The sequence below is a fragment of the Phyllobacterium sp. genome (assembly GCF_037994425.1).
In the GTDB taxonomy this organism is placed as follows: Bacteria; Pseudomonadota; Alphaproteobacteria; order Rhizobiales; family Rhizobiaceae; genus Phyllobacterium.
On record NZ_JBBNAM010000125.1, the window covers coordinates 1 to 14,061 of the forward strand.

Genomic DNA, 14,061 nt, shown 5'->3' on the forward strand with positions numbered 1-14,061 from the left:
ACCACAAATCCCCATAGACCGGGAACCGCGCGCTCGCCATCCCGCGGGTTCTTTCGCTGGAGGCTTTCGGAACGCCGGCCCAGCGCCAGGCCAATATGTGGATGGCCGGTATCCGAAACCCATCACATTTCCAGACATTGAGCCGTCGGACCATAGTCTTTGACCTGACTAGCTGGGGAGATGGACGATGATCAGAGGAGCACTCGCGGTCCTTGCCTTGCTTTCAGTGCCGATATCGGTGTTTGCGCAAGATTCGGCCGCCAAAGACCTCACCCAGGGCACGATCGAACGCCGCGCTGTCGAGGCAGTCATCTGGGGCATGCCGGCCGTCAATTTCGACCGGCTCTATCAGGAGATGGCCCGTGCCAAAGGCTCGTGGAACGAGATCGTGTACTGGTCGCGCCTGCCGGACTGGAAGAACCAGACGCTTACGCCCAACCCCGATGTCATTTACCTGATGCCCTTCTTCGACACCAAGGATGTCGGTCCGATGGTGATGGAGATCCCACCGGCGGGTCCCGAAGGCTCCATCAGATAACTTCGAATGTTCTGTGATATGGCCAGAAATATAGGACTCTTTCGCGGGATGGACTCGAAGCGGCCCTGCGTAGATCCTCAACCAAACGTACTTATCTAGGCTTTCCTCCCTGCACCTATGCTATTATGGCGGTAGTCATGGATATTTCGGTGATCGGGAAACATTGGAAATCGTCCAGTTTCCAGCCGGATTTAGAGTCTCTTGCAAACTTGCAGCGCCGGATGTTCCTTGCTCGCGCCGTAAGATACGCGGTCGGAATAACGACGATAGCAGCATTGCCATTATATATAATGGAACATACGAGCGCAGCTCAGATCGCCGCCGATGACCTCCGAATTCGTTCCGAAAGAGTGGCACTTGATGCTGATTGGGGTAAACTCGCCTGCTATTTCACTCGCCCCAACGCAGATACCGGACGCCTCCCCGGTGTGATTATTTCTCACGACAAGTGGGGTCTCACGCCGCACTTTGAAGATGTCGCGAGACGTTTGGCGCTTGAGGGCTTCGTTGCCCTGGCACCGGACTATGCGTCGCGCTTCGGTGGGACACCTACCGAATCCGGACCAGCTCTAGAAGTCGTGGGTATGGTGACTAAGGCAGATATGGATGCCGATACTCAGGCGGCGTTACTTTGGCTGAAATCGAATGGCAAAAGCAGCGAAAAGGTCGGTGCCGTCGGCTTTGGGTTAGGCGCCACTGCAATAGACGCCGCAGTCACCAAAGAGCCCGCTCTCAATGGGGCAGTCATCTTCTATGGGCATCCTCCGCCACTCGCTGACGTCGGCAATATCAAGGCACCCCTCATGCTCAACTTGGCAGGCAAAGACCAATTTGTAGGTCCCGAGGTTCCGGCGTTTGTCGACGCGGTCAAAAAAGCCAACGTGAAGGCCGAAATTTTCACCTATGAAAATACCGAGCGGGGCTTTGATGATGACAGCGACAGCGCCCACTATTCTGCTGAAGCGGCCAAGCTGGCCTGGTCGCGCACGATAGAGTTCCTAAAGGCGACTCTGAGTTAGGTGTCGATTTTACACCCGCGCTTATGCCTTCCATTGAATGCCCTCCACGCTGCCCGGGCGCAAATCATCGATCAGCTGCCGATAGGCCTTGCGATTCCGTGGCTGTATCTCTGCGTGAAGGCAAATCTCATCAACCGCTTAGATCGATACGCCGCGGAACGAATTGTACCGGGGCGAGTTCATTCCAGATCACAATGCTGCGAGGTATGTCATGCCGTTGTTTCGATTTGTTTTTGAAGAGGGCGCGGTAATTGAGGACATGCCGTCGATCGAATTCCCGGATTACGACGCAGCTATCGACGCCGCCAAAAAGGCCGCGCGGGAAACGATGATAGATGCCGTATTAGAGGGACATGACCCCACGGCGTGGCTTGTTCGCATCTACAACGAACCCGGCGACCTTCTCAAAACTGTATTTGTTGCGGACTTATTAAGACCCAAGACCGAGTAGGACATCGCTGCTTCAGTTATGCCTGTGGTCAAGGGGCGTATCGAGGCTTTGTTATGGTGCTAAAGGCAATCCGGCTAGGCTAACTCGCGCTTGCCCTCGGCGTTCTTCCGCCCGATCGGGAATCGTAGTCGGGATAGATTCCATCTGCGGCGTCAAACGATTGTTCAAATCGTGGAGCGGCAAAAAGATCAGCCGCGTGGCTTCGAACGTAGTGGTGGCGTTGTACAGGTGCACATAGCCTGGCGCTTCAATGACTATGTTGATGATGGCTATCCGGATAGTGCGCGTGGCTATGGGTTATCGACATATGCTCGTGTGGATGCCGATGTTTGGTTCCCGGTGCTACAGGAAATGTGTGTTCGTGTTGGTGGTGTGCGTCATGAACGTGCTCGTGATCGTGTTCGATCGCCTCATGATTGTGCGTATGCTCGTGGTGCTCGGTGAGATGAAGCAATATTCCAGCCCCCATGAGAAGCCCAGAAACAATAAGCGGCATCGTGATGGGCTCGCCCATTGCAACGGCGATCAGCGCTCCCACGAATGGAGCAATGGAGAAATAGGCCCCGGTTCGTGCAGTGCCCAAGTGCCGTAGACCGACTACAAACAGCGCGAGACTAACGCCATAGGCCAGAAATCCGACAACGAGCGCCCCAGCCAATTTTGGGAGGAGTGGAAGCGCCGATCCGGCTACCAGCGCGAGAATGAGGTTAACAGTGCCAGCCACCAGGCCCTTTGTAGCAGCGATCCACGTAGCATCCGTCAATGAGACCTTTCGAGTAAGATTATTGTCAATGCCCCATGCCAGACAGGCACCCAGAATTGCCAGGGCTGGGACAAACCCGGCAAAATCGGGCTTCACCGGCCAACACAGCACCACGGCGCCGGCTAGGATCGCGGTCATGCCAAGCGCTATCCGTCGGTCAAAATTCTCTTTGAAGGCAAACCATGCCAACAGAACCGTAAAGACACCTTCGGCATTGAGTAGCAGGGAAGCGCCTGATGCGGGCATTCCAGATAATCCCACCATCAGGAGCACAGGCCCGACGACTCCGCCGGCAATAACTGCGCTTACGAACCAAGGCAATTCTTTTCGTGGAATGGATACGGCTTGAGCATTTGTGAGACCGCGATATGCGAACAGGCCAATTCCAGAGCCTAGATAGAGCAGACCCGCCAACATCCAGGGGCTGACCGCTTCCAGTAAAATCTTCGCCAAGGGGGTGCCAGCACCGAATAACACAGCGGCCCCAAGGGCAGCCGGAACACCAGCATGTCGTAGTCCAACAGGCAATCTCACTCGAAGGGAACTCCCTTAAGATGTTCGTCAATTTCGCAGGATAATGGATCAGCCTAGTGGCGCAAGGTTAGTCAGGTGGTCCCCAGCAGTGGCAATCTTCACCGCGCCAGATTGCGAGACCTATAAACCTTGGCCGACACGTTGTCCGCCAACTGGATTATGTATCCTTGACCGCGGCATTGATCGTCATCGTCTCGTAATTTTTTTTTATTGCGACAGCGGATGCGTTGAGCGCTTCGAACCTAGGGCTGATTAAAGGGGGCCCGAAATCTACTGCTAAACTCCGGGCCCAAGTGGGAAACTGGGGAGTTCCCGAAGCGGGGTTTTGGCCAAATCGGGCTTCAATTGTCAAATTAACTTCCAGTAATGCTCAGCCTGCCTCCCTATCACGCCGGTACTAATCACTTCAGTCGGATTGCGCCTTGGACCGATCCGTCGTTTGCTTAGCACACGGCTCAACGCGAGGGTATGATGTGACGCCTGATCGATTTCGAAACTGCCTGGTCTTCCTGCGATGGTCCCAGCTTGAACTTGCGGCCATCCTAAAGTGTGACGTTTTCCTCGTGCATGCTTGGGCAAATGGTATAGACTCGGTGCCGGATGATATTTCGACCTGGCTGAATACACTTGCCAAAGCGCACCAACGTGCGGGCATTCCTTCTGCTTACGAAGGCAGGTACTTCAAGATGCGGGTCGGCCGCGAAAGTCCAATCAGTCACTAAGCTCGTCTGATAGTGCGCAACGCCGCGTATGCCGAGTGAGCCAACAACGCTGCAACAGAGTTCCCCTTCGGCCGCACCTCGCAACGCAGTCGGCGAAATTATTTCGAGCTTGGTGGCGAGAAACATGTACGATGTAGTGAGCGCCTCCATCGTCACCATCCGTCGGAGTGGGCGTTCTTTCAAAGTGACCAGTGATCAGGCGTGGGCAATTACGATTCGATCGTCCGCTTATTCTTTTTTGCTGCATCCCGGAGCCCCGCAAATGAAAATCCAAGTCGGATGCAAATTGAGTTTCGAGTTTCCGCAAGAGACGCCGCTGATCGCCATTTTGAATGTCCATCATTCGCGCGTTGACGATTTGATTGGGATCGAGACATTCAACACCTCACCGTCCATCAGCGTTCATGGCTATCACGACCAGTTTGGGAATTGGTGCAATCGAATTCTTGCGCCTGCCGGTCAATTCAGTATGAGCACGAACGCAATTGTTAACGACAGTGGTTATCCCGATCCGGTCCACTTCGATGCCGTGCAACATCTGGTTCAGGACCTCCCCGATGATGTGCTCGTTTATTTGATGGGCAGTCGCTACTGCGAAACCGATTTGCTGAGTGACGATGCCTGGCGGCTATTCGAACAATTTCCCCTCGGCTGGCGGCGCGTCCAAGCCGTCTGCGATTACGTGCACCGCCATATCCAGTTTGGCTATGAGTATTCCAATCCGACGCGAACGGCGAGCGGTGCTTTTGGTGGGGGCCACGGTGTCTGCCGGGACTTCACGCATCTTGCAGTTGCATTTTGCCGCTGCCTCAACATACCGACACGTTATTGCACCGGATACATAACCGACATCGGAGTGCCACTTCCGCACTCAGAAATGGATTTCTGTGCGTGGATGGAGGTATTTCTGGGTGGCGCGTGGCACGCCTTCGACCCGCGCAACAATGCCCCGCGCATCGGGCGCATCAAGGTGGCGCACGGGCGGGACGCAGCAGATGTGCCGCTAACGAACATATTCGGTCCCAATGTTCTGACGCACTTCAAGGTGTGGGCCGACGAGGCAGTCGATGTTTAAGGCAGCGGCAAGCCAATTTGGTGGTTGGTCACCATGGTCATTTTTGCGTCAGTCCGGACATTCGGCCCCGGTCTTCACCCAAGCGGCGACAAGCGCGGCGAAAGTCTCCTGCGAGCCGGGAGGGGCGGTCCGACCTTCACCTGGGTGCCAAGCCCATCCGACCAGGTGATCCTCGCCCATGTGAGTTACGAGATCGGCGTGCGAACGGTTGCCGTTGCGGCTCGTGTCCTTGACCTGCTGGCACATTTCGCCAATCGTCAGCCCTTGCCAGGCCATACTGGCCGGGGCCAATGACCAGTGTGCGTTACCGGGGATCGATTTCATGCGGCTTCCGACGATCGGACGATTTTCGGCCCCATGGCAGGTGCTGCATACAAGGCCCGATGGACCCAATGAGCTTTTGCTGGCGATCATCAACGGTACATGCGGATGCTTGTCTTCACCCTGGGTCGGACTGCGCGTTGCCGGATGGCAATTGATGCAGCGCGGATGCGTCATGACGCGGCTTGCCTCTTCGAAGATGGCCTTCGAGCGTGCGCTGGTATCAGTAATCGTATCGAAATCGGAGACGGCCTTGAGCGCTCCGCTACCCGATGTCTCCGCATAGCCTTGCAAGGGTCCGATGATAGCTAGGGTACCCACCGTAGCGAGAACGGATGCGATCGCAACGGCGACAAAATGCGTAGCCATGATTACACCCTCCGGAAATCGTTCTGGTCGATCGGCAGCGACCGCAGCCGCTTGCCCGTCGCTACAAAAATCGCATTGAACAGCGATGGGGCGACGCCCGGTGTGCCGACCTCGCCTATGCCGCCTGGCGCTTCCGAACTCGGCACAATGTATACCTCGATCTTCGGGGTCTCATGTATTCGCAAAACGGGAGAGTCGTCGAAGTTGCTCTCGACGACGGCACCGTTCTGCACGGTTATGCGTCCGTAGAGTGCAGCGCTGAGGCCGTAAACGATGCCGCTCTGTATCTGGGCTTCCACGGTGTCCGGATTGACGACCTGGCCGCAGTCGACTGTACAGACGATGCGGTCGATCTTGAGTTTTCCATCCTCGCCCACGCCAACCTCAGAGATCATTGCAGCAAAGCTGCCGAAATCCTCTGAAAGCGCAATGCCCCTTCCCTTGCCCTGAGGCAGGGCATTCGACCAGCCAGCCTTCTCTGCGGCCAGATCGAGTGCACCGAGAAGACGCGGCTTATGCTGAAGCAGACGCCTGCGATACTCGATCGGATCGATCTTCGCAGTGTGGGCAAGTTCGTCCATGCCGCCTTCGATTGGGAAGATGTTGCGCGTGGCACCGACACCGCGCCAGTTACCCGTCAACATTCCGTCCGGCGCCTCATGCCGCACAAACTCGGTATATTTGTTCGGAATAGCGTACGACGACTCTGCACCGCCCATGATGTCGAGGTCGATACCATCGCGGGTAAAGGCCGGGAGCCACCGCGCCATGACGGCGGGACCGATCACGCGATGTCGCCACGACACGGGCATACCGTCTGAACCGAGCGTCGCGGTGATCTTGCTGTAATTGAGATATCGATAGCAGTCGTGGCGGATGTCTTCCTCGCGACTCCAGGTGACCTTCACCGGGCCATCCACCTGCTTTGCGATCTTCGCCGCCAGAATAACGCCGTCGACGTCGAGTCTGCGGCCGAAACCGCCACCGAGAAGGTGGTTGTGAACAACAACCTTGTCCAAAGGCAGGCCCGTAACGTCCGCCACGGCCTGCCTCGCCCGGCCCGCCACTTGGGTCCCGACCCACACGTCGCAGCTGTCTTTGCGAACATGAAGTGTGCAGTTCATCGGCTCCATTGCCGAATGCGTAAGGATCGGCATTCGATAGACGAACTCATGAACGGGCCCGTTTTCGGCTTCGGCCTTGGTAACATCGCCTTCTTTTATGTGAGGCAAGGCCTTGCCACCGATCGCATCTTCCGCGCGCTTCTCGAGATCGGTCAATGAAAGATCGCCGCTGGGACCCGGGTCCCACTCGATGGCGAGCGCTGCAAGCCCCTTGCGCGCAGCGCCGGTATTGTCAGCCACTACCGCAACAGCGTCCTCGACGCGGACGATCTGTTTGACACCCTTGACCGCCATTGCCGGCTTGTCATCGACCGAGCGCAACTTGCCGTCGAAGTGCGGGCAGATAGCGATCGCCGCGTAGGACACGCCCTCAGGGCGGGCGTCGATACCGAATTTCGCCGTACCGTTGACCTTCTCGGGGCTGTCAAGCCGCCGGACGGACTGGCCGATAACCTTGAAGCTCGATGCGGGCTTCAGCGGCACGTCCTGTGGCACAGTCTCGGATGGCGCAGCTTGTATCAGACTACCATAGGCAGCGCGGCGTCCGCTCGCGGCATGAACGACCTGGCCGGCCTCGGCCGTGCAGGTATCCGGGGCTACGCCCCAGCCACGCGCTGCGGCGTTCACCAGTACCATGCGGGCGCTGGCACCCGCCTTGCGCATCTGCTCGTAAACAGCGCGGATGGCAAGGGAGCCGCCAGTAATCTGGTCGCCGAGCAACGGGTTTGCATAACGTGTAGGATCAGCAGGCGCATGCTCCAGCACCACCTGATCGAGGGTAACTTCCAGTTCTTCGGCGAGCAACATCGCCACTGAAGTGTAGATGCCCTGCCCCATCTCCACGGAAGGCATGATGAGCGCAATTTTGCCATCGGCGGGAATGCGAATGAAGGGGTTTGGTTCGAGGTCGCCCGCGGCAGCCGATGAAAGCGATGGCTGCAACCCAATGACCAGGCCTGCTCCTGTGAGCGATGCGCCGATCAGAAAGTGGCGGCGCGAGACGGAGGCGTTGACTTTGTCATGTATCGACATTGCATCACCCCGCCTTTGCCGCCAACTTGATGGCGGCTCGAATGCGCGGATACGTGCCGCATCGACAGATATTTCCAGCCATGACAGCGTCGATATCGTCGTCGGTCGGCGACGGATTGGCCGCAAGGAGCGCAGTTGCGGACATGATCTGTCCAGACTGACAGTACCCGCACTGGATCACATCGATGTCCAGCCAGGCCTTCTGTATCCGTGCACCTTCGGCAGTATCGCCAACTGCCTCGATTGTGGTGACACGCTTGCCGACCGCGTCACCAACCGGCAACACGCACGACCGCATCGGCAGCCCGTCGACATGGACCGTACATGCTCCGCACAAGGCGATGCCACAACCGAATTTCGTGCCAGTAAGGCCTATGGTGTCGCGAAGGACCCAAAGTAGCGGAATGTCATCATCAACATCGACGGCATATTCACTGCCGTTGACCAAAAGACTATGAGACATGTGATCCCCGGCTGAAAGCCGTCCCCAACGAACTACAGCAAGATCTAAAATTAGCGAAAATCGCGGGATGTTGCAACCTTAGCGGGAAACCAGTCTTGCCCTTCTTAGCTGATGCTCTAACGCGCACGGATCGCATTTCGCAGACTTCTGTTCGAGGGCCGCCCGTGCAGGAGCTGGTGTCGGTCGATCAACTATTCACGGTTGAAACTGCCCCTTATCAGCCAGATTAGTCAAAACCGTTGGGTATTGAGTTTGTTTCAACTGAAATGCCAAAGTGTCAGGCTACTCTGGCAAGGAAGAAAAGGTGGCGATCCCGACTGGATTCGAACCAGTGACCGTCGGCTTAGAAGGCCGGTGCTCTATCCAGCTGAGCTACGGGACCGTTTGTTGTTTGCGCCCATCCTGGCAGGGTAGTCGCGAAACTCAGTAAATTCAGTGCGTCCAGGGCTGCTTGCGGTCGAAACGGAAGTTCTCCGAGTAGGAAACGACCCGACGGCGCGTTTCCTTGGGTTCCTGCACCGTAAAGGCGATGCCATTTTTCTGGGCGTAGGCGATCGCCTCTTCCTTGGTCTCGAAGGTCAGGCGTATCTGGCTCTTCATATCACGCGACGACGTATAACCCATCAACGGTTCAACCTTGCGCGGCTGTTCCGGCTCGTATTCGAGCGTCCAGGTATCGGCCTTGGCCTTGCCGGACTGCATAGCGGTTTTTGCTGGGCGGTAGATACGTGCTGCCATCGAAGAATCCCTTTGTCTGCAATGCCGATATATTACAGGCTTTTGCCGAACTCCAGCAGCATCTTGCTTGAAAATGGTCGGAGCGGCAGGATTCGAACCTGCGACCCTCTGGTCCCAAACCAGATGCGCTACCAGACTGCGCTACGCTCCGTCCGTTCTTGGACGCGGTTCTCCCTAGAGATTCCGATTCAAGAACACAATAGCCCGAAGCCGGAAAAATGCACAAAACGTATCTAATGGCCTGTCAAGGTAACGTGCGGCACCAAAAGTCCCGCGGAAATTCCCACCGAGCTTTCAACCAGATGGCGACACGCTTTGGGGCATCCCCCCGAAGTTCACAATGGCAACGAGCAGGATTTCGTGGATTCGATCGCCGATACTGGCACTTCAAAGGGGACGCTGACGGCACCACCCTCGACGGGCGAAAAAGAAGGTCCAAGGTGTGCCTTCCACACGTTTCGCGATGGCGAGGCAATTCGCAACGGCTCGTACTCAATGATCGTGGAGTAAAACACGTCCGTCGGCCGACTGAACGTGGTCGGGGTGTGCAGGATCAAGAGGACCTGGATCTGGCTTTAAGAGATACAATCGCGGTTCCAATGAATGTCATTTTTGTGGTTCGCCGCATTTTTTTGCACCTCCCGACAGCGTTTGACCGACTACTCCCGGTCCTCGTCCGCGATTGTTGATGTTCGCAGTCTTGCGGAAGCGGGTTGGACATGGGAGAAAAGGGAGGAGAGAGACGCTGACAGGGGGGACCCTCGCCATCTCGTTCTCCTCCAGGAACCGCTGGTGCTGGAGCGCGCCAAACGGTCGGGCAATGGAATACACGCGGCTGAGTGATGGCGGAGTGACGCGTTCATTCGGCGAAGGCATACAGTTAACACGAAGTCCGCAGATACGAAGTCGTGCGGTTACGATGCGAAAATCTTTGCATGGACAGGTATAGGGTTTAGCTTCCACTTATGTGCAGGCAAGCCAAAAACTGAAATCGTCGTTCGAAGAGTGGAGAACCCGCATGGAGATTGATTTAGGCGAAGTGCTTGATCCATTTCGCAAACACGTCATCGACATCAAAGATGCGCTTGCGCACGCCCGTTATCGCTACGACGGGCTCGATTTGATACTAGAGCAAGTCTCGGACTCCAAGGTCCGCGGTGCATCACAGGAGATTTTTGCCGTTGCCGGTGAAAAGATGAATGTCGTTGATGATATGCTCGACGAACTCTATCGGCAGCTATCTGACGTCGATCGTATGCTGGAAGCTTACGCATCACAACGAAAGTGACAGCAAGGACGTCTATCCGGTCGATGTGGACCTGGCATAGGGCAACTTGTTCGGATATCTGCGTGTCCAGATTTGCGGATGGTGGACGGGGCTCCGACCGCATTTAAGACTTGTCACGGTGCAGCAGGGTTGGCTGCGTAGTAGTGAAACTCAAGCAAGAGGCATCCTGTCTCTGACTTGAAGGGACCGTGATAGACGCCCGGCGGCCGGCAGGCATAGGTGTGAGAAAGGAAGGTCGTCTGATGCTGAGCATCAGGTCCGCCGACGATAAGATCGCCTGATATCAGGTAAACTTCCTCCCAATAACTGTGCACAAACGCGATTGTCGTATACGCGCCCGGCTTGAAGCGAAGCAGTCGCGTTCGACTTCCCGTCATGTGTTCTTCATCGAGACTGCCTGAAAGTATCTTTTGCTCGATCTCTAGTGGATAGCCGGGGGGCGAATGCCAGCCTTCGCCATCCATCGCCACGGAATGAAATTCCTTATGCTCTTTCTCGCTTGGCATAGAGCACCTCAGGCGGCAACCGGGTTTTCTTTGATTTCGTCCCCGAGCGCATAGCTGTCAAGCATTTGATCGACAAGCTGCGTGCAGCGATCCCAATCAAACGTTCGGAAGCTGTGGCCCTTGGTCACAAAAGCAGCTCCCCCGTAAAACATTTCGTATTGCGTGTGGCGCGACGCAAATTCCGATCCAACTGCATCCCAGGCAAGCTTGAAAAACTTCACACGACCCTCGGCGGAAACAACGGGAGATTGCTGCGTTTTCCCAATCAGATCGCGCAGTTCACCATTCGCGAAGTCCGAGACCGACGATGGCAGCATGATCAATCCGCCCCCGGCAAGCTCGCGGATGGTCACCATGACCTGCGCATAAAGTTGCTGGGTCAAGACCTGGGCGGAGTACAAGGTGTGTGCATCTGGAATGAAGTGTGCACCGTGCATTCGGCCCTTCACTTCCATCGAATGAACGAGCGCGTCCACCATTGTGTTATGAGCAGCGAGGGTACCGAGTGTTTCCTTCACTTGCGGAAAGTTGATGACGCCGTTCGTTTCCGCGATACGCTTGGCAACGCCGACAAGGAACCGCATCTTCACCATCAGGCGTATCTGGGCCTGATAGTTCTGATAGACGTGGGCCGGCGTGGCGTGAAACTGCTTCAGCGTCATTCCGATATCCTGATTGACGAAGACGCGATCCCACGGCACTTTGACGTCGTCAAAGTAAAGGACCGCATCGTTTTCATCGAAGCGACTGGCGAGCGGATTATCAAAAACGCTGGTAGCGTTTTCCTCATACGACTTACGCGAGAGTATCTTCAGCCCTCTGCTATTCATCGGTACGGCAAAGGACACTGCATAGCGCTCGTCTCCCTCGCGAAGAGGCTGAATACAAGTCACAAGCACTTCATTTGCCATCACGCCGCCAGTTGCCAGCATCTTGGCACCACGAATAGTCAGGCCCTCGCTGTCTTCATCGACTACGCCCGCGGTAAGGAACGGATCCTGCTGTTCGTTCGCGGCTTTTGATCGATCGGCTTGAGGATTGATGATGACATAAGTGAGATAAAGCTCATTGTCGCGTGCATAGCGATAATACTCGGCAAGGGCAGCGGCGCGAACGGCGTCATACTCTCTGAATAAATCGATCCCCATAAACATCCCTGAGATACATGAGGCTACGTGATCCGGCGCACGACCAAGAAAGCCGCCATGAAGTTCGGCCCAAGCTTCGAGTGCTTTACGGCGTTCCAAAAGCTCCTGATAGCTATGCGGCAGCTGCCAGATCCGGTTGGCGCGTTCTCCCCGCGCTTCAGGCACTTCGAATGTCATCAGTTCAAGATTGTCGGCCCTGGCCTGAAAATCGTAAAGCATTCCAATTGAGCGAATCGTCTGCCGAAAAGCGGGATGGGCGGTGATATCTCCGGCCAGTTGACCGTTGATGTAGACCTGCCTGCCGTCCTTCAGCATTTCGATGTGCGTTGCCCCGGTCTTGATCATTTCCCTCTCCCTCGTCAGTAATGAATGTCGAGCGGCCAAAGCGGCGCAACGAATTCGGTTGACTGGAGCGCTGCGTAACGCCCCTTGCTGAACACAAGCGGCATCCGGTCAATGGATGACGTGAAACTCCGCACCTCCGCTATGAAAAGGATGTGGTCACCGGCATCATGTTTCGCCCAGGGAACGCACTCGAAAACCGCAGCAACGCCGGGCAACAAGGGTGCCCCGCAATACCCATGCGAAAATCTCATTCCTTCCCACTTGTTCGAACGAGACAGAGCAAACCGATTGGAAATATCCTTCTGGTTCTCAGCCAACACATTGACAGCGTAACCTGCGGCCTTGTCCCATAAGGGGAGGCTCACTGCCTTGCGATCGATGCTGAAGAGAATGAGGGGTGGTTCGAGAGACAAACAGTTGAACGAACTTATGGTCATGCCAAGCTGTCCAAACTCGGCCGAGCAGGTCACAACGCAGACGCCCGTAGGAAACTGGCCCAAAGCCTGCCGAAACGCCTGTCGATCGAAAGAAATTTCCGACTCGAGGCCCATTTCCCCCTCCTACTTGTTCGAAGCTCAGGAAGGAGAGCCGTTTTGGCTGCCTCTACTTCCAGACTTCAGGCCACAACTCAAACACTAGCACCTGCATTGTCATCAAAACCGACTTCTACGGGTATCTGCTGTGCTGCGCACCCAGCCTGGCGTTGTCGGCAATCGCATGGCGAGCAAGGTATTGGACAGGTGCACGGTTGTTGAACCAGCGGCGCGTTCGGGATCGCCCGAGCGTATCGCTTCGACGATGGCTGCATGTTCGGCCAATACCACTCTGGTGCGCTCCTCAGAGGCCGCGATTGCGTGCAACCCCATTCGCAATTGCCGATCCCGCAGAGTTTCATAAAAATCCGCGAGTATGGGATTTCCGGCAGAGCGGACAATCGTGCGGTGAAACTCTCGATCGCACTCAATGAACGCTACCGGGTCTTGCTGCAACTCCGCCTGCCGGACCAACAGCTGCTCCAACGCTGCTGCCAGCGGCTCGCCAAGAAGGACAGCACGTCGCACGCACCAGTCTTCCACCAATCCTCTGGCCTGCATGACGGACTCGACATCGGCTTCCGTTATCGCTGCTACATATGCGCCCTTCTTGGGCACAATTCGCAGAAATCCGTCCGTTTCCAGCCTCAACAGGGCCTCTCGCACAGGCGTCCGTGATGATCCGGTAGCGCGGCAAACCTCCGCCTCCGTGACAAATGTTGCTTCGTGGCGCGGCAACGTCAGAACATGCTGCTTCAACCATCTGTAAACAACATCCTGAGCCGCCTCGGCAGGTGGTTCAAATGAGGAGAGACTTCCAGCTGATTGCAATATCGTCATAAGCAACATGTATACATGACGTTTACATCTGTGAAAACAACTTTCTATCGTACTATCGGGCCAAGGGCTTTCCACGAAGGCGGAACAATCCAGTTTTGGTGACCGCACGGGCTCCATTCGCTCACGTTTCATTGGAAATTCGGTGCGAGGGATGGGACCTTAGTTGAATTGACGGCACAGTAATTTCCCCTTATCGGTAAACCCATGAGTAATATAAGGTTTACCGTAGTGGTGATGGAGCGCATGGGCAGG

Annotated in this window: 14 protein-coding genes and 2 tRNA genes; 5 read left to right on the forward strand and 11 right to left on the reverse strand. The window is 56.0% G+C overall.

Annotated features, from left to right (window positions below; translation table 11 throughout):
- Positions 1-187: 187 nt before the first annotated feature.
- The 3 genes from AAAB35_RS08995 to AAAB35_RS09005 all read left to right on the forward strand — a co-directional run bounded on the left by AAAB35_RS08995 (position 188) and on the right by AAAB35_RS09005 (position 2,008).
- A complete protein-coding gene (locus tag AAAB35_RS08995) occupies positions 188-538 on the forward strand; it encodes a DUF1254 domain-containing protein (RefSeq protein WP_340667940.1) in 351 nt (116 codons plus the stop codon).
- A gap of 137 nt (positions 539-675) precedes the next feature.
- Positions 676-1,557: a dienelactone hydrolase family protein gene (locus tag AAAB35_RS09000; protein ID WP_340667942.1), complete on the forward strand. Its 882-nt coding sequence runs from the start codon at positions 676-678 to the stop codon at positions 1,555-1,557.
- A 211-nt stretch (positions 1,558-1,768) separates the two neighbouring features.
- Entirely contained in the window at positions 1,769-2,008 is a 240-nt protein-coding gene (locus AAAB35_RS09005; RefSeq protein ID WP_340667944.1) for a hypothetical protein, read from the forward strand.
- Positions 2,009-2,255: 247 nt separating this feature from the next.
- Here the strand turns inward: AAAB35_RS09005 and AAAB35_RS09010 are convergent, their stop codons facing one another.
- Positions 2,256-3,305, reverse strand: a complete 1,050-nt coding sequence (locus tag AAAB35_RS09010) for an EamA family transporter (protein WP_340667946.1) — start codon at positions 3,303-3,305, stop codon at positions 2,256-2,258.
- Positions 3,306-4,289: 984 nt separating this feature from the next.
- On the opposite strand from AAAB35_RS09010, the gene AAAB35_RS09015 reads away from it, so the two are divergent.
- Entirely contained in the window at positions 4,290-5,102 is an 813-nt protein-coding gene (locus tag AAAB35_RS09015) for a transglutaminase family protein (protein ID WP_340667983.1), read from the forward strand.
- A gap of 48 nt (positions 5,103-5,150) precedes the next feature.
- On the opposite strand, the gene AAAB35_RS09020 is transcribed toward AAAB35_RS09015, so the two are convergent.
- The 6 genes from AAAB35_RS09020 to AAAB35_RS09045 form a co-directional block, all read right to left on the reverse strand.
- Positions 5,151-5,792, reverse strand: a complete 642-nt coding sequence (locus AAAB35_RS09020; RefSeq protein ID WP_340667948.1) for an Isoquinoline 1-oxidoreductase subunit — start codon at positions 5,790-5,792, stop codon at positions 5,151-5,153.
- A gap of 2 nt (positions 5,793-5,794) precedes the next feature.
- Positions 5,795-7,948: a molybdopterin cofactor-binding domain-containing protein gene (locus AAAB35_RS09025; protein ID WP_340667951.1), complete on the reverse strand. Its 2,154-nt coding sequence runs from the start codon at positions 7,946-7,948 to the stop codon at positions 5,795-5,797.
- A gap of 4 nt (positions 7,949-7,952) precedes the next feature.
- Positions 7,953-8,411, reverse strand: coding sequence for a (2Fe-2S)-binding protein (locus AAAB35_RS09030; protein WP_340667953.1), 459 nt, complete (start codon positions 8,409-8,411; stop codon positions 7,953-7,955).
- Between the two features lie 305 nt (positions 8,412-8,716).
- A tRNA-Arg gene (locus AAAB35_RS09035) sits at positions 8,717-8,793 on the reverse strand.
- Positions 8,794-8,843: 50 nt separating this feature from the next.
- On the reverse strand, positions 8,844-9,149 hold the full coding sequence (locus AAAB35_RS09040; RefSeq protein ID WP_340667955.1) for an ETC complex I subunit: 306 nt from the start codon (positions 9,147-9,149) through the stop codon (positions 8,844-8,846).
- 74 nt (positions 9,150-9,223) lie between these two features.
- A tRNA-Pro gene (locus tag AAAB35_RS09045) sits at positions 9,224-9,300 on the reverse strand.
- An 867-nt stretch (positions 9,301-10,167) separates the two neighbouring features.
- Between AAAB35_RS09045 and AAAB35_RS09050 the strand changes: the two genes are divergently transcribed.
- Positions 10,168-10,437, forward strand: coding sequence for a hypothetical protein (locus AAAB35_RS09050; protein WP_340667957.1), 270 nt, complete (start codon positions 10,168-10,170; stop codon positions 10,435-10,437).
- Between the two features lie 113 nt (positions 10,438-10,550).
- On the opposite strand, the gene AAAB35_RS09055 is transcribed toward AAAB35_RS09050, so the two are convergent.
- The 4 genes from AAAB35_RS09055 to AAAB35_RS09070 form a co-directional block, all read right to left on the reverse strand.
- Positions 10,551-10,943: a cupin gene (locus tag AAAB35_RS09055; protein ID WP_340667958.1), complete on the reverse strand. Its 393-nt coding sequence runs from the start codon at positions 10,941-10,943 to the stop codon at positions 10,551-10,553.
- A gap of 8 nt (positions 10,944-10,951) precedes the next feature.
- Positions 10,952-12,436 (reverse strand): 4-hydroxyphenylacetate 3-hydroxylase N-terminal domain-containing protein, encoded by a 1,485-nt coding sequence (locus AAAB35_RS09060; RefSeq protein WP_340667959.1) that lies wholly within the window; start codon positions 12,434-12,436, stop codon positions 10,952-10,954.
- A 14-nt stretch (positions 12,437-12,450) separates the two neighbouring features.
- Positions 12,451-12,987, reverse strand: coding sequence for a flavin reductase family protein (locus AAAB35_RS09065; RefSeq protein WP_340667960.1), 537 nt, complete (start codon positions 12,985-12,987; stop codon positions 12,451-12,453).
- A gap of 102 nt (positions 12,988-13,089) precedes the next feature.
- The gene (locus AAAB35_RS09070) at positions 13,090-13,941 is read right to left on the reverse strand and encodes a GntR family transcriptional regulator (RefSeq protein ID WP_340667961.1); all 852 of its coding nucleotides are present in this window, start codon (positions 13,939-13,941) and stop codon (positions 13,090-13,092) included.
- Between the last annotated feature and the right edge of the window lie 120 nt (positions 13,942-14,061).